Origin of the sequence: Demequina sp. NBRC 110057 (assembly GCF_002090175.1) — a bacterium.
In the GTDB taxonomy this organism is placed as follows: domain Bacteria; phylum Actinomycetota; class Actinomycetes; order Actinomycetales; family Demequinaceae; genus Demequina.
This window is the reverse complement of sequence record NZ_BBRN01000004.1, coordinates 607,048-627,950: the sequence shown is the minus strand read 5'-3', so window position 1 is coordinate 627,950 and position 20,903 is coordinate 607,048. Positions and strand designations below refer to the sequence as shown.

23 protein-coding genes are annotated in these 20,903 nt (G+C 70.7%); 18 read left to right on the top strand and 5 right to left on the bottom strand.

Translation table 11 applies throughout. From position 1 onward, the window contains the following. Positions 1 to 104 precede the first annotated feature (104 nt). The 6 genes from gap (at position 105) to B7K26_RS07900 (ending at position 4,335) form a co-directional block, all read left to right on the top strand. Positions 105 to 1,109, top strand: coding sequence for a type I glyceraldehyde-3-phosphate dehydrogenase (gene gap, locus B7K26_RS07925; RefSeq protein WP_084078389.1), 1,005 nt, complete (start codon positions 105 to 107; stop codon positions 1,107 to 1,109). Between the two features lie 86 nt (positions 1,110 to 1,195). Beyond that, complete coding sequence (locus B7K26_RS07920; RefSeq protein ID WP_084078388.1) at positions 1,196 to 2,386, top strand: phosphoglycerate kinase; 1,191 nt, start codon at positions 1,196 to 1,198, stop codon at positions 2,384 to 2,386. 5 nt (positions 2,387 to 2,391) lie between these two features. Next, a complete protein-coding gene (gene tpiA, locus B7K26_RS07915; RefSeq protein WP_084078387.1) occupies positions 2,392 to 3,180 on the top strand; it encodes a triose-phosphate isomerase in 789 nt (262 codons plus the stop codon). A gap of 81 nt (positions 3,181 to 3,261) precedes the next feature. Then, positions 3,262 to 3,507, top strand: coding sequence for a preprotein translocase subunit SecG (secG, locus tag B7K26_RS07910; protein WP_084078386.1), 246 nt, complete (start codon positions 3,262 to 3,264; stop codon positions 3,505 to 3,507). A gap of 22 nt (positions 3,508 to 3,529) precedes the next feature. After that, the gene (locus B7K26_RS07905; RefSeq protein ID WP_084078385.1) at positions 3,530 to 3,901 is read left to right on the top strand and encodes an RNA polymerase-binding protein RbpA; all 372 of its coding nucleotides are present in this window, start codon (positions 3,530 to 3,532) and stop codon (positions 3,899 to 3,901) included. Positions 3,902 to 4,104: 203 nt separating this feature from the next. Further along, entirely contained in the window at positions 4,105 to 4,335 is a 231-nt protein-coding gene (locus B7K26_RS07900; protein ID WP_200811017.1) for an Rdx family protein, read from the top strand. 89 nt (positions 4,336 to 4,424) lie between these two features. On the opposite strand, the gene pgl is transcribed toward B7K26_RS07900, so the two are convergent. The 4 genes from pgl to tkt all read right to left on the bottom strand — a co-directional run bounded on the left by pgl (position 4,425) and on the right by tkt (position 9,747). After that, positions 4,425 to 5,135: a 6-phosphogluconolactonase gene (gene pgl, locus B7K26_RS07895; protein WP_084078383.1), complete on the bottom strand. Its 711-nt coding sequence runs from the start codon at positions 5,133 to 5,135 to the stop codon at positions 4,425 to 4,427. Continuing rightward, a complete protein-coding gene (locus tag B7K26_RS07890) occupies positions 5,132 to 6,055 on the bottom strand; it encodes a glucose-6-phosphate dehydrogenase assembly protein OpcA (RefSeq protein ID WP_084078382.1) in 924 nt (307 codons plus the stop codon). Before B7K26_RS07890 ends, pgl begins: the two co-directional genes overlap by 4 nt. Then, on the bottom strand, positions 6,052 to 7,572 hold the full coding sequence (gene zwf / locus B7K26_RS07885) for a glucose-6-phosphate dehydrogenase (RefSeq protein WP_084078381.1): 1,521 nt from the start codon (positions 7,570 to 7,572) through the stop codon (positions 6,052 to 6,054). The genes B7K26_RS07890 and zwf overlap by 4 nt, the downstream gene beginning before the upstream one ends. Positions 7,573 to 7,683: 111 nt before the next feature. Then, positions 7,684 to 9,747 (bottom strand): transketolase, encoded by a 2,064-nt coding sequence (tkt, locus tag B7K26_RS07880; RefSeq protein ID WP_084078380.1) that lies wholly within the window; start codon positions 9,745 to 9,747, stop codon positions 7,684 to 7,686. 211 nt (positions 9,748 to 9,958) lie between these two features. On the opposite strand from tkt, the gene B7K26_RS07875 reads away from it, so the two are divergent. From B7K26_RS07875 to der, 11 genes are read left to right on the top strand one after another with little or no spacing between them, the layout of a single operon-like run. Then, positions 9,959 to 10,930 carry a heme o synthase gene (locus B7K26_RS07875; RefSeq protein WP_084078379.1) on the top strand — a complete coding sequence of 324 codons (972 nt, stop codon included), beginning with the start codon at positions 9,959 to 9,961 and terminating at the stop codon, positions 10,928 to 10,930. Next, on the top strand, positions 10,927 to 11,853 hold the full coding sequence (locus tag B7K26_RS07870; RefSeq protein ID WP_084078378.1) for a site-specific tyrosine recombinase XerD: 927 nt from the start codon (positions 10,927 to 10,929) through the stop codon (positions 11,851 to 11,853). The genes B7K26_RS07875 and B7K26_RS07870 overlap by 4 nt, the downstream gene beginning before the upstream one ends. A 22-nt stretch (positions 11,854 to 11,875) precedes the next feature. Then, positions 11,876 to 12,700, top strand: coding sequence for a ParA family protein (locus tag B7K26_RS07865; RefSeq protein ID WP_375537578.1), 825 nt, complete (start codon positions 11,876 to 11,878; stop codon positions 12,698 to 12,700). Positions 12,701 to 12,705: 5 nt separating this feature from the next. Continuing rightward, positions 12,706 to 13,575 carry a ScpA family protein gene (locus tag B7K26_RS07860; protein ID WP_234998742.1) on the top strand — a complete coding sequence of 290 codons (870 nt, stop codon included), beginning with the start codon at positions 12,706 to 12,708 and terminating at the stop codon, positions 13,573 to 13,575. Further along, entirely contained in the window at positions 13,568 to 14,113 is a 546-nt protein-coding gene (gene scpB, locus B7K26_RS07855) for an SMC-Scp complex subunit ScpB (RefSeq protein ID WP_084078376.1), read from the top strand. Before B7K26_RS07860 ends, scpB begins: the two co-directional genes overlap by 8 nt. After that, a complete protein-coding gene (locus B7K26_RS07850) occupies positions 14,113 to 14,859 on the top strand; it encodes a pseudouridine synthase (protein ID WP_084078375.1) in 747 nt (248 codons plus the stop codon). Before scpB ends, B7K26_RS07850 begins: the two co-directional genes overlap by 1 nt. Before the next feature lie 52 nt (positions 14,860 to 14,911). Further along, entirely contained in the window at positions 14,912 to 15,274 is a 363-nt protein-coding gene (gene aroH, locus B7K26_RS07845) for a chorismate mutase (RefSeq protein WP_084078636.1), read from the top strand. A 13-nt stretch (positions 15,275 to 15,287) separates the two neighbouring features. Next, positions 15,288 to 16,337, top strand: a complete 1,050-nt coding sequence (locus tag B7K26_RS07840) for a prephenate dehydrogenase (protein ID WP_084078374.1) — start codon at positions 15,288 to 15,290, stop codon at positions 16,335 to 16,337. Continuing rightward, positions 16,334 to 17,011: a (d)CMP kinase gene (cmk, locus tag B7K26_RS07835; protein ID WP_084078373.1), complete on the top strand. Its 678-nt coding sequence runs from the start codon at positions 16,334 to 16,336 to the stop codon at positions 17,009 to 17,011. Before B7K26_RS07840 ends, cmk begins: the two co-directional genes overlap by 4 nt. Then, positions 17,008 to 17,694, top strand: a complete 687-nt coding sequence (locus B7K26_RS07830; protein WP_084078372.1) for a 1-acyl-sn-glycerol-3-phosphate acyltransferase — start codon at positions 17,008 to 17,010, stop codon at positions 17,692 to 17,694. Before cmk ends, B7K26_RS07830 begins: the two co-directional genes overlap by 4 nt. After that, complete coding sequence (gene der, locus B7K26_RS07825) at positions 17,691 to 19,196, top strand: ribosome biogenesis GTPase Der (RefSeq protein WP_084078371.1); 1,506 nt, start codon at positions 17,691 to 17,693, stop codon at positions 19,194 to 19,196. Before B7K26_RS07830 ends, der begins: the two co-directional genes overlap by 4 nt. A gap of 13 nt (positions 19,197 to 19,209) precedes the next feature. Here der and B7K26_RS07820 read toward each other — a convergent pair whose 3' ends face one another. Then, positions 19,210 to 19,632, bottom strand: a complete 423-nt coding sequence (locus B7K26_RS07820) for a DUF1801 domain-containing protein (RefSeq protein WP_084078370.1) — start codon at positions 19,630 to 19,632, stop codon at positions 19,210 to 19,212. A gap of 95 nt (positions 19,633 to 19,727) precedes the next feature. Here B7K26_RS07820 and B7K26_RS07815 point away from each other — a divergent pair, with 95 nt between their 5' ends. Then, a complete protein-coding gene (locus B7K26_RS07815) occupies positions 19,728 to 20,894 on the top strand; it encodes a diguanylate cyclase (protein ID WP_084078369.1) in 1,167 nt (388 codons plus the stop codon). The last annotated feature ends 9 nt before the right edge of the window (positions 20,895 to 20,903 follow it).

Genomic DNA, 20,903 nt, shown 5'->3' with positions numbered 1-20,903 from the left:
GAAGAGCCCCGGGGTTCCGGGGACGCACAGCGCACGTCGAGGTGCGCGAAGAATCCACACACAACCGCGCCGGCGATGGTCGGCGCAAGCCGAGGAGATTTACTGTGACCATCAAGGTCGGCATCAACGGCTTCGGCCGTATCGGACGTAACTTCTTCCGCGCAGCGCTCGCCGAGGGCGCTGACTTCGAGATCGTCGGTGTGAACGACCTCACCGACAACCACACCCTTGCGCACCTGCTCAAGTACGACACCGTCCTGGGCAAGTTCCCCAAGGAGGTCACGTACGACGACGACAACATCTACGTCGACGGCGTCGCGATCCGCGCCCTTGCTGAGCGCGACCCCGCGAACCTCCCCTGGGCCGAGCTCGGCGCCGACATCGTCATCGAGTCGACCGGCTTCTTCACGGACGCGACCAAGGCCAAGGCGCACATCGACGCCGGTGCCAAGAAGGTCATCATCTCCGCGCCCGCCAAGAACGAGGACGCCACGTTCGTCGTCAACGTGAACCACACGGACTACGACCCGGCCAACCACCACGTGATCTCGAACGCGTCGTGCACCACCAACTGCCTCGCGCCCGTCGCGAAGGCCCTCAACGACGCCATCGGCATCGAGAAGGGCCTCATGACCACGGTTCACGCCTACACCGGCGACCAGAACCTGCAGGACGGCCCCCACAAGGACCTCCGCCGCGCCCGCGCCGCCGCGCAGAACATCGTTCCCACCTCGACCGGCGCCGCCAAGGCCGTCGCGCTCGTGCTGCCCGAGCTCAAGGGCAAGCTGGACGGCTTCGCGATGCGCGTTCCCACCATCACCGGTTCCGCCACCGACCTCACCTTCGAGGCCGGCCGTGAGGTGACCGTTGACGAGGTCAACGCCGCCGTCAAGGCCGCCGCCGAGGGTGCCATGGCCGGCACGCTGTCCTACGTCGAGGACGACATCGTCTCCTCGGACATCGTCGGTGACCCGCACCAGTCGATCTTCGACGCCAAGCTCACCAAGGTGTCGGGCAACATGGTCAAGATCGTGGCCTGGTACGACAACGAGTGGGGCTACTCGACCTCCCTCGTCAAGCTGACCACCTACGTCGGCGACAAGCTCTGATCCACCCCATCCGGATCTGATCGTGGCAACGCCCGCGCACGCGCCGCGTGTGCGGGCGTTGCTATGTCAGGAATGTGAGGACTGAAATGAAGACCATCGCAGGACTGGGAGACCTGACCGGCAAGAAGGTGCTGGTTCGCTCCGACCTCAACGTGCCCCTCGACGGCACCACCATCACGGACGACGGCCGCGTGCGCGCCTCCGTGCCCACCATTCAGGCGCTGCTCGACGCGGGCGCCGCGGTCATCGTCACCGCCCACCTCGGCCGCCCCGGCGGCGAGCCCAAGCCCGAGTACTCGCTCGCGCCCGCGGCCGCCCGCCTCGCGGAGCTGCTGGGCCGCCCCGTGACGCTCGCCGAGGACCTCGTAGGCGACTCGGCCAAGGCCACCGTCGCCGCGCTCGAGTCCGGCCAGGTCGCCATGCTCGAGAACGTCCGCTACGACAAGCGCGAGACCTCCAAGGTTGACGAGGAGCGGCAGGAGCTCGCCAAGGAGCTCGCCGCGTTCGCCGACGCGTTCGTCTCCGACGGCTTCGGCGTCGTCCACCGCAAGCAGGCGTCGGTCTACGACGTCGCGCAGCTGCTTCCCGCGGCCGCCGGCACGCTCGTCGAGAAGGAGGTCGTCTCGCTGTCGCGCGCGACCACCGACCCCGAGCGCCCCTACGCTGTCGTGCTCGGCGGCTCGAAGGTCTCCGACAAGCTCGGCGTCATCGGCAACCTGCTGACCAAGGCCGACCGTCTGCTCATCGGCGGCGGCATGGTCTTCACCTTCCTGAAGGCCAAGGGCTACGACGTCGGCTCGTCGCTGCTCGAGGAGGACCAGATCGACACGGTCAAGGGCTACCTCGAGACCGCCGAGGCCAACGGCGTCGAGATCGTGCTCCCGACCGACATTGAGGTCGCCGCCGCCTTCGCCGCGGACGCCGAGCACAAGACCGTCGCCGCCGACGTGATCCCCGAGGGATGGATGGGCCTCGACATCGGCCCCGAGTCGGCAGCGCTGTTCGCCTTCAAGATCGCGGACGCCAAGACCATCGTGTGGAACGGCCCCATGGGCGTGTTCGAGTTCGAGGCCTTCGAGGGCGGCACCCGTGCCGTCGCGCAGGCGATGATCGACGCCGACGGCTTCTCCGTCGTGGGCGGCGGCGACTCGGCCGCGGCCGTGCGCCGCCTCGGCTACGACGAGGCCGGCTTTTCGCACATCTCGACGGGCGGCGGCGCGTCGCTCGAGCTGCTTGAGGGCAAGGTCCTGCCGGGCCTCGCCGTACTGGAGGACTGATACCCATGGCACGTACCCCCCTGATCGCGGGTAACTGGAAGCTGAACCTCGACCACCTCGAGGCCACCCACACCGTGCAGAAGCTCGCGTGGCTCCTGCGCGACGCGAAGCACGACTTCGAGGACGTGGAGGTCGCGGTGCTCGCGTCCTTCACCTCGATCCGTTCCGTGCAGACCCTCGTGGACGCCGACAAGCTGGAGCTGAAGTACGGCGCCCAGGACATCTCGCAGCACACCTCCGGCGCCTACACCGGTGAGGTGTCTGGCACGCAGCTGGCCAAGCTCGGCGTCTCGTACGTCGCGGTGGGCCACTCGGAGCGTCGCGAGTACCACGGCGAGTCCGACGAGGTCGTCGCCGCCAAGACCAAGGCGGCGTTCGAGAACGGCATCGTCCCCATCGTGTGCGTGGGCGAGGGCCTCGACGTGCGCAAGGCCGGCAACCAGGTGGAGTACACGCTCGCCCAGGTCGACGGCGCGCTGAAGGACCTGCCCGCTGACAAGGCGAAGGACGTCGTCATCGCCTACGAGCCCGTGTGGGCCATCGGCACCGGTGAGGTCGCGACGCCCGCCGACGCTCAGGAGGTCTGCGGTGCGATCCGCGGCCGCCTCGCCGAGCTGTACGACGCCGAGCTCGCCGACGGCGTGCGCGTGCTCTACGGCGGCTCCGTGAAGTCGGGCTCGATCGCCCAGCTCATGGCGGAGCCCGACGTGGACGGTGGACTCGTGGGAGGCGCCAGCCTCGACCCCGAGGAGTTCGCCAAGATCGCGCGTTTCCGTTCGCACCAGATCGGCTGACCCCACCGTGCGTGGCGCCTACCAGGATGCGCGAATCGTCGCGTATCCTGGTAGGCGATCCGAACACGTCTGAGGAGAACTGTGCACATTCTGGAGATCAGCCTGTGGGTGCTGCTCGTGATCACGTCGTTCGTGATCATCGGCCTGGTGCTCATCCACCGCGGCCGTGGCGGCGGCATCACCGACATGTTTGGCGGTGGCTTCGCCTCCGGCGTGCAGTCGTCCGCCGTCGGTGAGCGCAACCTGACCCGTATCACGTGGATCACGGCCACCCTGTGGGGCGCGATCATCGTGCTGCTCGGGCTGATCTCGCGGTTCTCGCTCTAGCAGCACCTGAGGGGAAAGAATCATGGCAGGCGGTAACGCCATTCGAGGGTCGCGCGTCGGCGCGGGACCCATGGGCGAGGACGAGCGCGGCGAGTCCGCGCCGCGTCAGGTCGTCAACTACTACTGCGCGAAGGGCCACGTCACGTCGCCCAGCTTCGCGATCGGGGATGAGAACGACGCCCCCGAGGTTCCGGTCGAGTGGGACTGCCCCCGCTGCGGCCTTCCCGGTGGCCTCGATCCCGAGAACCCGCCGGAGCCACTGCGCAACGAGCCGTACAAGACGCACCTCGCATATGTGAAGGAGCGTCGCACTGACGAGGAGGGCGAGGCCCTGCTCGACGAGGCTCTCGGCACCCTGCGCGCCCGCCGCGGCACGCCGGTCGTCGCCGACTAGTCGCTGTTTCACCGAGGGGCCCGTCGCCCTCCCCGCCAGGGGAGCGGCGCCGGGCCCCTCGGCGTTCCCCCCCCTCCTGACCGGTCAAATGGATCCCTTTGGTGCGTCTACGCGTGTAAAAGAACCAAGTGGATCCATTTGACGGTGGGTGGGCGGGGAATGGAAGGATGGCGGGGTACGACCCCATCGACACTGGAGGACCTGTGAAGATCGAGATCGAGTACTGCGTGCCGTGCGGCTACCTCGACCGGGCGCTCGACGCCCAGCGCACGCTGCTGAGCACCTTCGGCGGCCAGCTCGAGTCCGTCGCGCTCGTGACGGGGGAGAAGGGAGTGTTCACGTTCCGCGCGGACGCGGACACCATCTACTCGAAGCCCGACGAGTTCGACATCACGCAGATCGTCGAGTCCGTCAAGGCTCGCCTCACCGCGTAGCCCGACCGGTACGACGAAGGGGCGGGGCCGTATGGCCCCGCCCCTTCGTCGTCGTGTCTCGGCTGTGGTGTGGCCGATGCGTCGGTTGCCTAGACCTTGGTCGCGGCGGCCGCGTCCAGCAGCCACAGCGTGCGCTCGGTGCCGTCGACGGCACCGCCGGGGACCCCGGTGCGGCGCAGGGAGTCGCGCACGGCATCGGCCTTGCCCTCGCCGGCTGCGACGACCCACACCTCGCGTGCGCGGTGGATCGAGCCCAGGCCAAGGGAGACGCGCGTGGGCGGCGGCTTGGGGGAGTCGTGGACGGCGTGCGTCTCCGCGTCGGGCCCCGTGAAGACGGGGTGGCCGGGGAACAGCGACGCGACGTGCGCGTCGGGGCCGAGGCCCAGCAGCAGCACGTCCCACGCGGGAGTGCCCGCCGCGGCGATCTGCGTCGCGTAGTCCGCGGCGGCGTCCTCTGCCGTGGCGAAGACGTCCGAGGAGCCCATCCGGTGGATATTGTCCTCGGGAAGCGGCAGGTGGGCGAGGAGCGCGGCCTGCGCCTGCCCCTCGTTGCGGTCGGCGTCGCCTGCGGGGACGAATCGCTCGTCGCCCCACCAGACGTGAACGCTTGTCCAGTCGACGGTGGCGGCGAGGGGCGACGCGGCGGCGGCCTCGAGCAGCGCGATGCCGACGGTGCCGCCGGTGAGGACCGCGTCGGCCCTTCCACGCAGGGCGACGGCGTCGCCGAGCGCGATCAGCAGGCGGGCGCCGGTGGCCTGGGCCACGGCGTCCGCGTCGGCGTGGACGATGACCTGCCTCATGCCGTCGCCTCCGAGGCGGCGCCCGCCCAGCGACGCAGCGCGTTGCCGTAGACAGGGTCGTCGTCGAGGCGACGCAGCTCCTCGGCGAGGCAATCGCCCAGCGAGCGCGCCGGCAGCGCGATCGTGTGCTCGGGCTGGCCCGGCTGGGTCAGCGTCGCGTTCTGCCCGTCGGGGCGCGCGATGCCGATCTCGCCCGAGGCGGTCTCGAGGACGATGGACTGCAGGCCGCGCACGTCGTCGGCGTAGGTGGCCTCGAACTCGCAGCCGAGCGTGCCCTGGAGCCACGCGCCCAACAGCAGGATCGAGGGGCTGCCGGTGTCGCCGTGGAGGCGTGCCTTCGTGACCTGCTGGTCGCTCACCTGCTCGAGCGCAGCGGCGAGTAGCGCACGCCACCGGGTGACGCGGGTCCACGCGAGGTCGGTGTCGCCGGCCTGGTAGTGCTCGGCGAGCGACCGCAGCACCGCGGCAGGGTCGCCCTCGCCCTTCGAGTCGGTGATGCGGCGCGCCGCCATCCGGCCGATGCTCGAGCCGCCCGGGTCGGCCGGCACGGTGGCGGGCCACCAGGCGACGATCGGGACGTCGGGGAGCAGCAGCGGCATGACGAGCGTGTCGCCGTGGTCGGCCTGGACGCGCGAGGGACGCAGGACGACCACCTCGGACGCGCCAGCGTCGCCGCCCACGCGTAGCTCCGCGTGAAGCTCGTCCTCGTCACCCTCGTGGGGAGCGATGACGATGATGCGGCAGGGGTGCTCGCGCGAGGCGACGTTGGCCGTCTCGATGGCGTCCTCGACGTCGGCATCGGTGGCGTCGATCACGAGCGTGAGGACGCGACCGAGCGTGATGACGCCGAAGTCCTTGCGGGACTGCACGAGTCGCTTGTTGATCTGCGAGATCGTGGTGCGGGGCAGGTCGATGATCATGGGCGCCTCCAGACGCGTCCGTCCTTGGCCATCATCGCGTCGGCGCTGGCGGGACCCCAGGTCCCGGAGCGGTACTGCTCGGGCTGCTCGCCCGAGCCCTCCCAGTGCGCGATGACGGGGTCAAGCAGCTTCCACGAGAGCGCCACCTCCTCGTGCCGCGGGAACAGCGGCGGGTCGCCCAGCAGGACGTCGAGGATGAGGCGCTCGTAGGCCTCGGGGGAGGACTCGGTGAAGGCGTTGCCGTAGCCGAAGTCCATGGTGACGTCGCGGACCTCCATCTGGGTGCCGGGCACCTTGGAGCCGAAACGCAGGGTGACGCCCTCGTCGGGCTGGACGCGGATGACCAGGGCGTTGTTGCCGGCCTCGGTGCCCTCCACGTCCTGGAAGTAGGGGCTCGGGGCCTTCTTGAACACGAGCGCAATCTCGGTCACGCGGCGGCCAAGGCGCTTGCCCGCGCGAAGGTAGAACGGCGTACCCGCCCACCGGCGGTTCGGCACGTCGAGGCGGATCGCGGCGAAGGTCTCGGTGATGGAGTCCGACGGGATGTCGTCCTCATCGAGGTAGCCGCCCACCTGCTCGCCGCCACGCCAGCCGGCGGCGTACTGGCCGCGAGCGGTGTTGGTGTCGAGGTCGGTGGGGAGCTTGGCGGCGCGCAGCACCTTCTCCTTCTCGCCGCGCAGGTCGTCGGCGTCGAAGGTGGCGGGCTCCTCCATCGCGGTGAGCGCGAAGAGCTGCAGCAGGTGGTTCTGGATGACGTCGCGCGCCTGGCCGATGCCGTCGTAGTACCCGGCGCGGGATCCGATGCCAATGTCCTCGGCCATCGTGATCTGCACGTGGTCCACGTACTGGTTGTTCCAGATGGGCTCGAACAGCTGGTTGGCGAAGCGCAGCGCCAGCAGGTTCTGCACCGTCTCCTTGCCCAGGTAGTGGTCGATGCGGAACACCGAGTCGGGCGGGAAGACGTCCGACACGACGGCGTCGAGCTCGTTGGCCGTGGTGAGGTCCTGGCCGAAGGGCTTTTCGATGACGACGCGGCGCCACGTGCCGTCCTTGGCGTCCGACAGCCCGGAGTCACGCAGCTGCGTGAGGACCTGGGGGAAGGCCGACGGGGGGATGGAGAGGTAGAAGGCGTGGTTGCCTCCCGTACCGCGGCGCTCGTCGAGCTCCTCCACGGTCTCCTTGAGTCGCTGGAAGGCGTCGGGGTCGTCGAACGTGCCCTGCACGAAGCGGATGCCCTCGGCAAGCTGCTTCCAGGTCTCCTCGCGGAAGGGCGTTCGCGCGTGCGCCTTGACGGCGTCGTAGACAACCTTCTCGAAGTCTTCGCGGTCCCACTCGCGGCGGGCGAATCCCGTCAGCGCGAACGCGGGGGGAAGGAGGCCACGGTTGGCCAGGTCGTACACGGCGGGCATCAGCTTCTTGCGTGCCAGGTCGCCGGTCACGCCGAACATCACGAGGCCACAGGAGCCTGCGATGCGGGGGAGTCGTCGGTCGCGCGGATCGCGCAGCGGGTTGACCATGTCAGTCCTTCACTCGCGACGGGGCGCACCCGTCGCGGTCAGGGGAGGGGTGGGGACCAGGCGCGGCCGGGGAGGACACCACGTGGGTGCCCTCCCCGGCCCGCCCGCGGATCACTTGGCGGCGGCCAGCGACTCGCGCGCCTGGGCGGCGACGTTCTCGGCGGTGAAGCCGTACTTCTTCAGCAGCAGCCCGCCGTCGGCCGACTCACCGAAGTGGTCGATCGACACGGTGCGACCCGCGTCGCCGGCGATCTCGGTCCAGCCCAGGCGCGAGCCAGCCTCGACCGTGACGCGCGCCATGAGGGCGGCGGGGATGACCGACTCGCGGTACTCGGCGTCCTGACGCTCGAAGCGCTCACGCGACGGCATCGAGATGACGCGCGCCTTCACACCCTCGGCGGCCAGCACGTCGCGCGCACCCAGGGCGACCGAGACCTCGGAGCCCGTGGCGATGAGGAGCACGTCGGCCTCCTCGTCGGCACCGGCGAGCACGTAGGCGCCCTTGGCGACGCCCTCGGCCGAGGTTCCCTCGAGCACCGGCAGGCCCTGGCGCGACAGGATGATCGCGGAGGGGCGGTCGGTGGTCTCGAGGATGGTCTTCCACGCGGCGGTGGTCTCGTTGGCGTCCGCGGGGCGGACGACGTCGAGGCCGGGGATGGCGCGCAGCGTCGCGAGGTGCTCGATCGGCTGGTGCGTGGGGCCGTCCTCACCGAGGCCCACCGAGTCGTGCGTCCACACGAACGTGGTGGGGATGCGCATGAGGGCCGCGAGGCGGACCGAGGCGCGCATGTAGTCGGAGAACACGAGGAACGTGCCGCCGTAGGTGCGGGTGAGGCCGTGCAGCGTGATGCCGTTGAGGATCGCGCCCATGCCGAACTCGCGGATGCCGAAGTGCATGGTGCGGCCGTACCAGTCGGCGTTCGGCCACGAGTGGGTGGCGCGACGCGGCGGAAGGAACGACGGCTCGCCGTCCATCGTCGTGTTGTTCGAGCCGGCGAGGTCGGCGGAGCCGCCCCACAGCTCGGGAAGCACGGGGGCGAGGGCGCTCAGCACCTTGCCGGACGCCGCACGGGTGGCGATCTTGCTGCCAACCTCGAACGTGGGAAGCGCGTCCTCCCAGCCCTCGGGAAGCTCGCGTGCCGACAGGCGAGCCAGCAGCGCGGCGCGCTCGGGGTTCTCGGCCTCCCAGCGGGCGAGGTCGGCGTTCCACTCGGAGTGCGCGGCCTGGCCGCGCTCCTTCACCTGCTGCATGTGCGCGAGGATCTCGGGCTCCACCACGAACGACTGCTCGGGGTCGAAGTCGAGGACCTTCTTGAGGCCGGCAACCTCGTCGGCGCCGAGTGCGGAGCCGTGCACGCCGCCGGTGTTCTGCTTGGTGGGCGAGGGCCAGCCGATAATGGTCGACAGGCGGATGATCGAGGGCTTGCCGGTCTCGGCCTTGGCCGCCTCGAGGGCGTCGTGAAGGGCCGAGGGGTCCTCCTCGTAGCCGCCGTCCTTGATCCACGAGACGTGCTGGGTGTGCCAGCCGTAGGCCTCGTAGCGCGCCATGACGTCCTCGGTGAACGAGATGTCCGTCTCGTGCTCGATGGAGATGCGGTTGTCATCCCAGATGACGATGAGGTTGCCCAGCTCCTGCGTGCCGGCGAGCGACGAGGCCTCGGAGGAGACTCCCTCCTGGAGGCAGCCGTCGCCCGCGATCACGTAGATGTGGTGGTCGAACGGCGAGGTGCCGGGGGCGGCCTCGGGGTCGAGCAGGCCGCGCTCCTTGCGGGCGGCCATCGCCATGCCCACGGAGGAGGCGATGCCGGTGCCCAGCGGGCCGGTCGTGATCTCGACGCCGTCGGTGTGGCCGTACTCGGGGTGACCCGGGGTGCGCGACCCCTCGGTGCGCAGCGCCTTCAGGTCGTCAAGGTCGAGGTCGTAGCCGGAGGCAAAGAGCTGCAGGTAGAGCGTCAGCGACGAGTGGCCCGCGGAGAGCACGAAGCGGTCGCGGCCGAGCCACGACGAGTCCGACGGGTCGTGGCGCATGACGTTCTGGAACAGCAGGTAGGCCGCGGGGGCGAGCGAGATGGCGGTACCGGGGTGGCCGTTGCCCACCTTCTCCACAGCATCGGCGGCAAGCACGCGCAGAGTGTCTACGGCGCGGCGATCGGCATCGGTCCAGGTGACGGTCACAGATTTCTCCCATGAATCGTGAGATGGTTCCCCGCCAGCCTAGCGGCGCGTGAGGGGTGCCGACACGCATCGGGCACAAGTTCACGCACAGGAAAATGCGGCGGTGAGGGGGTGTGTACAAGGTTGTAACGTCCGGCCTCCCGGGAGCCTTCCCGGCGACGCTCACGCCGTACGCGCGCCGGGGCCGATGCGGGCTCACCGCGCAGGTACCATGGACGCCATGTCCCAGGTCCCCACCGCGCCCACGACCACGCCTGCAGCGGCGGCGTCGCGGATTCCTCTCGGTGACAAGGTGAAGGCGTACGTCGCCCTCACGAAGCCGCGCATCATCGAACTGCTTCTCGTCACCACCGTCCCGGCGATGATCCTCGCCGCCGATGGCTTCCCGCGCTGGGACCTGTTGCTCACCACCGTCGTCGGCGGCTACCTGTCCGCGGGCGCCGCGAACGCGTACAACATGTACCTCGACCGCGACATCGACGCGGTGATGAACCGCACCAAGGGGCGCCCGCTCGTCACCGGCAAGGTGACGCCGTCCGAGGCCCTCACCTTCGCGTCCGTGCTCGCCGTCGTGTCGACCGCCTGGTTCTGGTTCGTCGTCGGCTCGCCGCTTGCCTCGGTCCTGTCCGTGGCGGCCATCGTGGGCTACGTGGTGCTCTACACGATGATCCTCAAGCGCCGCACTGCCCAGAACATCGTCTGGGGCGGCGCCGCCGGCTGCATGCCGGTGCTGATCGGCTGGGCGGCGGTCACGCAGTCACTGTCGTGGACTCCCGTCCTGCTGTTCCTCATCATCTTCTTCTGGACGCCGCCGCACTACTGGCCGCTGTCGATGAAGTTCAAGCGCGACTACGCGCGCGCCGAGGTACCGATGCTTCCCGTGCTGGCCTCCAGCCGCCGCGTGGCCATCGAGATGATCGGCTACGCCGCCGCGATGGTGGTCACCACCCTCGTCCTGGTTCCCGTCGCCGGCATGACCTGGGTGTACGCGGGGGTCGCTGCGGCCGCCGGCGCCTGGTTCCTCACCGGCTGCGTCCGCCTGTACCTGCGCGCCCAGCGCGACGAGGCGAAGCTGCGCGAGATGCGCCTGTTCCACGACTCGATCACCTACCTCACGATCGTCTTCGCGGCCGTCATGGTGGACCCCTTCCTCCCGGAGACCCTGACCGTCTGGGCGTCGTGACCGGGCTCGACGGCGAACGCGAGGCCTACCTCGCGCACGTGTCCGTCGAGCGGGGGCTCAGCACCAACACGCTCGCGGCCTACCGCCGCGACCTCACCCGCTACGTGCGATTCCTCGAGACGCGTGAGCGGGACGACCTCGCCGCCGTGACACGGACGGACGTCGCCGACTTCGCCCAGGCGATCGGCACTGGACGCGACGGCGGGCGGCCGCTCGCGCCGGCATCGGCCTCGCGCACCGTCGTGGCGGTGCGCGGCTGGCATCGCTTCGCTCTCGCCGAGGGGTGGTGCACCCAGGACGTGTCTTCGGACGTCAAGCCGCGCGCGGTGCCGCAGCGGCTTCCCAAGGCGATCTCGACCGACCAGGTCGAGGCGATCCTTGAGGCGGCCTCGACGGGGGACGGCGCCGCCCCGCTGCGCGACCGCGCGCTGCTCGAGCTCGTGTACGCGTCGGGCGCGCGCATCTCCGAGGCCGTGGGCCTCGACGTCGACGACCTCACCCTCGACGAGGGGCAGGAGGCCGTCCTGCTGCGCGGCAAGGGCCGCAAGGAGCGGGTGGTGCCGCTCGGCGGCTTCGCCGCTCGGGAGCTGCACGCCTACCTGGTGCGCGCCCGCGCGCCGCTCGCCCAGGCGGGGACGGGCACGCCTGCGCTGTTCCTCAACACGCGGGGCGGGCGCCTGTCGCGCCAGAGCGCGTGGGTGATCCTCAAGGACGCGTCGTCCCGCGCCGGCGTTCCCGACGTGTCGCCGCACACCCTTCGCCACTCGTTCGCGACGCACCTGCTGTCGGGCGGCGCCGACGTCCGCGTGGTGCAGGAGCTGCTGGGCCACGCGTCCGTGACCACCACACAGATTTATACGGCCGTCACGCAGGACGCGCTGCGGGAGGTCTACGCGACGGCGCACCCGCGTGCCCGCGGCTGATCAGGGGTCCCGCGACGGTAAGGTGTGGGGCGTGACCGACTTCCCTGAGCCCACCCCCCTTGCCAGCCACGGTCCCGCGCGCGTCGTCGCGCTGTGCAACCAGAAGGGCGGCGTGGGTAAGACCACTACGACCGTCAATCTCGCGGCGGCGCTGGCGGAGTACGGGCGGAAGGTGCTGGTGGTCGACTTCGACCCGCAGGGCGCGGCATCGGCGGGTCTCGGGATCAACCCGAACGAGGCCGAGCTCACCATCTACGACCTGCTGATGCGGTCGTCGATCTCCGCGTCGGACGTCATCGTCTCCACCAACGTCGACAACCTCGACCTGATGCCGGCCAACATCGACCTGTCCGCCGCCGAGGTGCAGCTGGTGGGCGAGGTCGCCCGCGAGTCCACGCTCGACCGCGCCCTGCGTGGCGTCGAGGACGAGTACGACGTCATCCTCATCGACTGCCAGCCCTCGCTCGGCCTCCTCACCGTGAACGCCCTGGTGGCCGCGCACGGCGTGATCATCCCGCTCGCGTCCGAGTACTTCGCGATGCGCGGCGTCGCGCTGCTCGTGGAGACCATCACGAAGGTGCAGGACCGCCTCAACCCGCGCCTCAGCATCGACGCGATCATCCCGACCCTGTACGACGGCCGCACCCTTCACTCTCAGGAGGTCGTCGAGAGCGTCCGTCACGGCTTTGGCGAGAAGGTCACCGAGACCATGATCCACCGCACGGTGAAGTTCCCCGATGCGTCGGTCGCCGCGGAGCCGATCACCACCTTTGCGCCGCAGCACGCGGGCGCCCACGCCTACCGTCAGCTCGCTCGCGAGCTCGTCGCGCGCGGCGTCGCCGCCTGACGGCCGTGACCGACCAGGGCACGGCGGCCGAGGGCACCGCCCTCGACGCCGCGCCCGCAGCGCCAGCCAAGGGCGCCTTCTCGGTCCACCTCGACAACTTCGAGGGACCCTTCGACCTGCTCCTGAGCCTCATCTCGAAGCACGAGATGGAGATCACCGACGTGGCGCTTGCCAGGGTGACCGACGAGTTCCTCGCGGTGCTCTCGGCGGGGGAGAAGGACTGGGACCTCTCGCAGGCGTCGGAGTTCCTCGTCGTGGCCGCCACGCTGCTGGACCTCAAGGCGGCGCGGCTCCTTCCCCAGGGGGAAGTGGACGACCTCGAGGACCTCGAGCTGCTCGAGGCGCGAGACCTGCTGTTCGCCCGTCTCCTCCAGTACCGCGCGTTTAAACAAGTTGCGTCGACCTTCGACGGCCTGCTGAGCGGGCCGCGCCGGGTGCCGCGTGACGTGCCACTCGAGCCCCACTTCGCGATGCTGCTTCCCGAGCTCGTGTGGTCGGTGACCCCCGAGCAGTTGGCGCGCCTGGCCGCCCACGCGCTGCGGCCCAAGGACACCGAGACCGGCGTGAGCCTCGCGCACCTGCACGCTCCAGCGGTGTCGGTGCGCGAGCAGGCGATGGTCGTCACGAGCCGCCTGCAGCGCGAGCACGTCATGACCTTCCGGTCGCTGGTGCGCGACGCGGACCACGTCAACGTGGTGGTGGCGCGCTTCCTCGCCCTGCTCGAGCTGTTCCGTGAGGCGGTCGTGGCCTTCGACCAGGTACGCTCGCTCGGCGAGCTGACGGTCAGGTGGACCGGCGGCGAGCACCAGGTAGAGGTGTCCGACGAGTTCGACGAGGGCGAGTCCCCGGAGGCGGAGCAGGGAGCAGATGGCTGACACGCACATCTCGGGAGCGATCGAGGCGATCCTGATGGTCGTCGACGAGCCCGTGGCGCCCGCCGACATCGCCGCGGCGCTCGACGTCCCCGAGCACGAGGTCCTCGCCACCCTGACGGCCCTGCGCGACGAGTACGCCGACCCCGAGCGCCCGCGCGGCTTCGAGCTGAGCGAGGTCGAGTCGCGCTGGCGCGTCTACTCGTCACGGCTGTACGCCGATGCCGTGGGCGCGTTCATCGTCGAGGGCCAGTCCGCGCGCCTGTCGCAGGCCGCGCTCGAGACCCTCGCCGTCGTGGCCTACCGCCAGCCCGTCACCCGCGGCCAGGTGTCGCAGGTGCGCGGCGTCAATGTCGACTCCGTCATGAAGACCCTCGCCGCCCGCGGCCTCGTGACCGAGGTGGGCGAGATGGGCGGGGCGCTGCTGTACGGCACCACCACCGAGTTTCTCGAGCGCATGGGACTGGGGTCGCTCGACGACCTTCCCGAGCTCGCCCCCTACCTGCCCGAGCTGGCAGACGTCGACGGAGAAGGACGCTGATGGACCTCGAGATCCACCGCCCGGAGGGCATCCGGCTGCAGAAGGTGCTGGCATCGGCCGGCGTGGGCTCCCGCCGCAAGTGCGAGGTGCTCATCGAGAAGGGCCTCGTCACCGTCAACGGCGAGGTGGTCGACCAGCTGGGCGTGAGGGTGAACCCCGCCGAGGTGATCATCGAGGTCAAGGGCAAGCGCATCTCCGTGGACGATGATGCCGTCACCGTGGTGCTGAATAAGCCCCGCGGCGTCGTGTCGACCATGTCCGACCCGCAGGGCCGTCCCTCGCTGGACGACTACGTCAAGGAGTTCCCCGAGCGCCTGTTCCACGTGGGTCGCCTCGACGCCGAGACCACCGGCGTGCTGCTGCTCACCAACGACGGCGAGCTGGCCAACCGCCTCGCGCACCCCACCCACGGGGTGTCGAAGGTCTACGTCGCGAAGGTCGCGGGCTCCGTCCCCGCGACGCTCGGCACCAAGCTCCGCGCGGGAGTCGACCTCGACGACGGGCCCGTGCGCGTGGCATCGTGCACCATCCTTGACGTGTCGCGGGGCCACTCGCTCGTCGAGGTCGAGCTCCACGAGGGCCGCAACAGGATTGTGCGCCGCATGTTCGACAAGGTGGGCTTCCCCGTCGTGGACCTGGTGCGCACCCGCTTCGGCCCCGTCACGCTCGGCAATCTGGGGCCCGGCGAGCTGCGCCGCCTCGACCGCGAGGAGCTCGGCGCGCTCATGAAGGCGGCCGGGCTCTAACGGGCCTACGGCGGGCGCATCGGCCCTGCTCGCCACCGATAGCATGGTCACCATGACCACCCGAGCGATCCGCGGCGCCACCTCGCTCGTGAGCGACGACAAGGCCCATCTTCACGAGCGCACGCAGGAGCTCGTCGCGGCGATGCTGGAGGCGAACGGCCTCGGCACGGACACGGTGATTTCGGTGTTCTTCACGTGCACCCCGGACATCGTCTCCGACTTCCCGGCCGCCGCCGCGCGCGAGATGGGCTTCGCCGACGTGCCGCTCATGTGCGCCGTCGAGATGGCAGTTCCCACGGCGCTGCCGCTCGTGGTGCGCGTGATGATGCACGCCGACCTTGACGTTCCCCGCGCCGACGTGCGCCACGTGTACCTCCACGAGGCCGTCCGTCTGCGTCGCGACATCGCCCAGTAAGGTGTCCCTCCCCATGACCTCCGTCCACATCGTCGGCGCCGGGCTCATCGGCGCCTCGATCGGCATCGGCTTGAGCGCCGAGGGCTGGGCGGTCACGATCAGCGACGCCGACGCCGAGGCCGCGCGCCTGGGGCAGTCGATCGGCGCCGGCACCGTGCGGACGGCCGATGCCCCCGCCCCCGACCTCGTCGTGGTAGCAGTTCCCCCCGCCGCGGCATCGGCTGCCGTGCTCGACGCGTTGCGCGCCTGGCCCGCCGCGATCGTCACGGACGTCGCGAGCGTCAAGGCGCCCATCGCACGGGCGGCAGCCGACGCGGGCCTCGGCTCGCGCTACGTGGGCTCGCACCCCATGGCAGGCCGCGAGGTCTCCGGCGGGAGGGCCGCGCAGGGTGACCTCTTCAAGGCGCGCCCCTGGGTCATCTGCCGCGGCGAGGCACCCTCCGACGCCGTCGCGCTCGTGCGCTCCGTCGCCCACACGCTCCAGGCAGACGTCATCGAGATGGCGGCCGATGCCCACGACGCCGCCGTGGCGCGCGTCTCCCACGCGCCGCAGGTCGCCGCGTCGGCCGTCGCCGCCGCGCTCGGCCCGCTGCACGCCGACGACGTCGCCCTCGCTGGCCAGGGCCTCAGGGACGTGACGAGGATCGCCGCGTCGCTTCCTGCCATGTGGGCGGACATCGCGCGGCTCAACTCGCACTCGCTGGTGGCCACGCTCGATCACATCATCGGCGACCTCGAGGACGTGCGGGATGCCGACGACATCGGCGAGGCCCTCACCGACCTCATCGAGCGCGGCCGCATGGAGGTCGCGCGTATCCCCGGCAAGCACGGCGGACCCACCCGCGACTGGATCCCAGTCACCGTGATCGTCCCCGACACCCCCGGCCAGCTTCTTCGCCTCCTCACCGACGCCGCCTCGGCGGACGTCAACGTGGAGGACATCACCATCGAGCACTCGCCCCGCCAGCTTGTGGGTCTCACCACCCTGCACGTCCTTCCCGAGAGCGCCCCCGCGCTCGTGGACGCGCTCACCGCACAGAACTGGGAGATCGCCTCACCATGACCGGCATCGCCATCGCCATCGACGGTCCCGCAGGGACCGGTAAGTCGACCGTCTCGCGCGAGGTCGCCAAGCGCCTGAAACTTGCCTACTTCGACACCGGCGCGACCTATCGCGTCGCGACCCTGGCGTGCCTGCGCGAGGGCGTGGACCTCGCGAACGCATCGGACGTCGCCGCGATGGTCGCGACCATGAACGTTGAGCTCATCCTCGACCCCGCCAACCCGCGCGTGCTGCTGGACGGCGAGGACGTCTCCAGCCTGATCCGCACCGACACGGTGGCCCTCACCGTGTCCAAGGTCGCCACCAACCTCGAGGCGCGCCCCCTCCTGCAGCAGATGCAGCGCGACGTGATCGCCGCCGAGCTCGAGGGCGGGCTGTCCGAGGGTCGCGGCGTGGTCGCCGAGGGCCGCGACATCACCACGGTGATCGCCCCCGAGGCCGACGTACGCATCCTCATGACCGCCGACGACGAGGTCCGTGTGGCCCGCCGCGCGGGCGAGGGTGCCGACGCCGCCACCGTGCGCCAGGCAGTGCTCGGCCGCGACAAGACCGACTCCGCCGTGTCCTCGTTCCACGAGGCAGCGGACGGCGTGCTGACGCTCGACACGACGGACCTCACCATCGAGGAGGCAGTCCAGGGCGTCATGGACCGCGCCGCCGAGGCGAGGGCGTGAGCCAGGCGCGCGTCCCGAGCCGCTGGGGGCCGCGCTGGTCCCGGTGGGTGGGGCGCGCGCTCGCCAAGGGCCTGTGGCGCACCGAGGTGCGCGGCGTCGGCAACATCCCTGCCGACGGGCCCGTCATCATCGTGGGCAACCACGTGGGCCTCATCGACGGCCCCGTGCTCCACGGCGTCATCCCGCGCGGCTCCCACTTCCTCATCGGCTCGCACATGTTCCGCGGCGCCCTCGGCGTCCTATTGCGCGGCGCGCAGCAGATCGAGGTGGTCGACTCTGGCCGCGACGCGCTCGCCCGGGGCCTCGCTGTACTGCGCCGCGGCGACGTGGTGGGCGTGTTCCCCGAGGGGACCAGGGGAGCGGGCAGGGCCGATGCCGTCCACGGCGGCGCCGCCTGGCTCGCCATCCAGTCAGGGGCCCCCATCGTGCCCACCGCTTTGGTCGGCACGCGCCACACCGGAGAGCCCACGGGTGTGTGGCCGCGGCCCGGGCGGCGTATCCTCGTGGAGTTCGGCGAGCCTTTTTCGCTTGACCTCGACGAGGCCCTACGCGGTCGCGCGCGCCAGGAGGCCGCGCAACGCCTGCTCGCCGAGGCCCTGCGTGAGCGCATCGACGCGACGCTCGCCACCACCGACCTCACGCTCCCCGCCGATGCGGGGGCGCTTCCCAAGGAGACACCATGACCGACGAGCAGGAGTACCACGGCCTGGGCGACGTGCCCGCGCCCCTGCAGGTGCCGTCCGACCCCGAGGAGAGCCTCGACGAGATCCGCGAGGCGGCGCTGCGCGCGGGCCTCGAGGACTACGACCTGTCCGAGGCCGACCTCGCCACCCTTGCGGGCGAGGAGGAGGTCGACACCGAGGAGGCGCTTCCCGTCCTCGCGATCATCGGCCGCCCGAACGTCGGCAAGTCGACCCTCGTCAACCGCATCATCGGCAAGCGCCTGGCCGTCGTGGAGGACACCCCCGGCGTGACCCGCGACCGCGTGGAGTACCGCGCCGAGTGGGCCGGCCGCGACTTCATGCTGATGGATACCGGCGGCTGGGAGGCGAAGGTGCAGGGCCTCGACCTGTCCGTCGCCCAGCAGGCCGAGGTCGCGATCGACATGGCCGATGCCGTCCTGTTCGTCGTGGACGCCACCGTCGGCGCGACAGCCTCGGACGAGCACGTGGTGCGCCTGCTGCGTGCCTCCAAGAAGCCCGTGGTCCTCGTCGCCAATAAGGTGGACGGCCCGCAGGGCGAGCTCGAGGCGGCCGCGCTGTGGAACCTCGGGCTCGGCGAGCCCTTCCCGGTGTCCGCCCTGCACGGCCGCGGCACCGGCGACATGCTCGACGCCGCCGTCGCCGCGCTTCCCACCGAGATGCCGCAGGTCGAGATCGACCCCGACGCCCCCCGGCGCATCGCCCTCGTGGGTCGCCCCAACGTGGGCAAGAGCTCGCTGCTGAACCAGCTGGCGGGGGAGAACCGCGTGGTCGTCAACGAGGTCGCGGGCACCACGCGCGACCCCGTCGACGAGGTCGTCGGGATCGGCGACCGCCGCTGGACCCTCGTGGACACGGCAGGCATCCGCCGCCGCGTGCACCAGACCAAGGGTGCCGACTTCTACGCCTCGCTGCGTACCGGCGCCGCCATCGAGCGGGCCGAGGTGGCGCTCGTGCTGCTCGACGCGTCGGTGCCGCTGACCGAGCAGGACACCCGCGTCATCGGCCAGGTCATCGAGTCGGGCCGCGCCACGGTCCTCGTGTTCAACAAGTGGGACCTGGTGGGCGAGGACGAGCGCTTCCTGCTCGAGCGCTCCATCGAGAAGGACCTGGTGCAGCTCACCTGGGCACCCCGCGTCAACCTGTCGGCACGCACCGGCTGGCACACCAACCGCCTGGTGCCCGCGATCGACCTTGCCCTCGGAAGCTGGGATCAGCGCATCTCGACCGGCCGCCTCAACTCGTTCCTTGGCGAGCTGGTCGCCGAGCACCCGCACCCGGTGCGCTCGGGCAAGCAGCCCAAGATCCTCTTCGCCACGCAGGCGTCCAACCGCCCGCCGCGCTTCGTGATCTTCGCGAGCGGGTTCCTCGAGCCGACGTATCGCCGCTTCATCGAGCGTCGCCTGCGCGAGGCGTTCGGCTTTGAGGGCTCGCCCATCCAGATCTCGGTGCGCGTGCGCGAGAAGCGCAAGAGGACGCGCTGACCGTCGCGCTCGACTAGGACGTGACCTCGTCGTCGCCGACGTGCGCGTAGCCCAGCCTCACGAGGGAGCGCAGCACGTCGTCGTCGACGGCGTCGAGCCGGGTGACGTACAGGCAGCTCGCGCCGAGCGAGTGAGGCCCCAGGCGCGCCAGGAGCTCCTCGTGGCCGGGGGCGTCCGTCAGGCCGTAGAGCGAGAGCTTCGCCTTGCGGGGCGAGAAGCCGACGCGCGGCATGTCGCCCTCCCTGCCCGAGTCGTAGCGGTAGTGGTAGGTGCCGAAGCCGACGATGCTGGGACCCCACATGACGGGTTCCTCGCCGGTCTCGGAGCTGAAGATCTCCACGAGTCGCTCGCCCTCGTCGCGGCGGCGGGCGGGCTCGACAGTGGACAAAAACGTCTCCACGGGGACGTCGGTGGGGCGCGTGACGGACTCGGCCATAGACCGAGCGTAGGCCCGCGGGGCGCGCGACACCACGGGGGCGGATCGCTCACACCGACTGGGTAGGAGAACGCGGCCCTCGATAGGGTCTGTCCATGCTCGACGTCACGACCCTGCGCATCGCGCTCGGCGTCGTCTCGTTGACCGTTCTAGTCCTGTTCTGGGCCGCGGTGTACCGGCCCACGCGATCGCCCTTTGCGGGCTGGTGGACCATGTCGCTCGCTTGGTCGACCCTCAGCCCGCTGCTGCTGCTGTTCAACGGCACCCCAGCGCAGGTGGTGCTCAACCCCGCCTCGAACGTCATCGCGGTCTGGGCGGGAGTCAGCGTCTGGTGGGCGACCAGATCGCTGCGGGGAAGCCGCGTGCCGGTATGGGTCATGCCCGTCGCGTCGCTCGCGGCGCTCCTTGCCGCGGTGGCCGACGACCCCTCGCGCAACGTGTGGGCAGGCAACGGCGTGCTCTTCGCCCTCATGGGGCTGTTCTTCGGGCTCGGTGCGTGGGACATGTGGTCCGCGTGGCGCTCGAGGCGCGCCGCGCCGGACAGGCGCGACCAGCAGGAGGCGCTCATGGCACTCGTCGTGTCGTCGCTCGCTGCCTCCCTGCTCGCCGCGTACTACCTGGTGCGCCTGGTGCTGTTCCTCGCTGGCGGCCCGACCTCCGAGGCCTTCACCTCGGTCGCGGGGGCCGGCGCGACCACGATCGTGCTCCTGGTGGTGCTGGTGGCCGTGACCTTCTCGGTCTCGGCGCTCGGCTACGACCAGCGCACCCAGGAGCTGCGCAGGCGCGCCACGAGGGACGACCTCACCGGCATCCTGGGCCGCACAGCGTGGGTCGACGGCGCCGGTCGGCTGTTCGCCACCGGACGCGGCATCGTGGTGGTGGTCGCGGACGTGGATCACTTCAAGGCCATCAACGACACCCACGGCCACGCGGTGGGCGACGCGGTGCTGATGACGTTCGCCGACTCCGTCCGCGAGGCCATGGACCCGGGCGCCGTGGTGGGACGCATGGGCGGCGAGGAGTTCGCCGTCGCGGTGCCGGGGGAGAACGTCACGGAGACGGCGGCGCGGCTGGACCGGCTCGCGACCCGCTTCGCGTGGCGGCTGCGCACCGATCGCCTGCCGTCGACGACCGTGAGCTTCGGCGTGGCGAAGGGAACGGGGGCCGAGGCGCTCGGCCCCACCATCGAGCGAGCCGACGCTGCGATGTACCGCGCCAAGGCCGCGGGCCGGGCGCGGGTCGTGATCGACGGCGACGACTGACGCCGACCA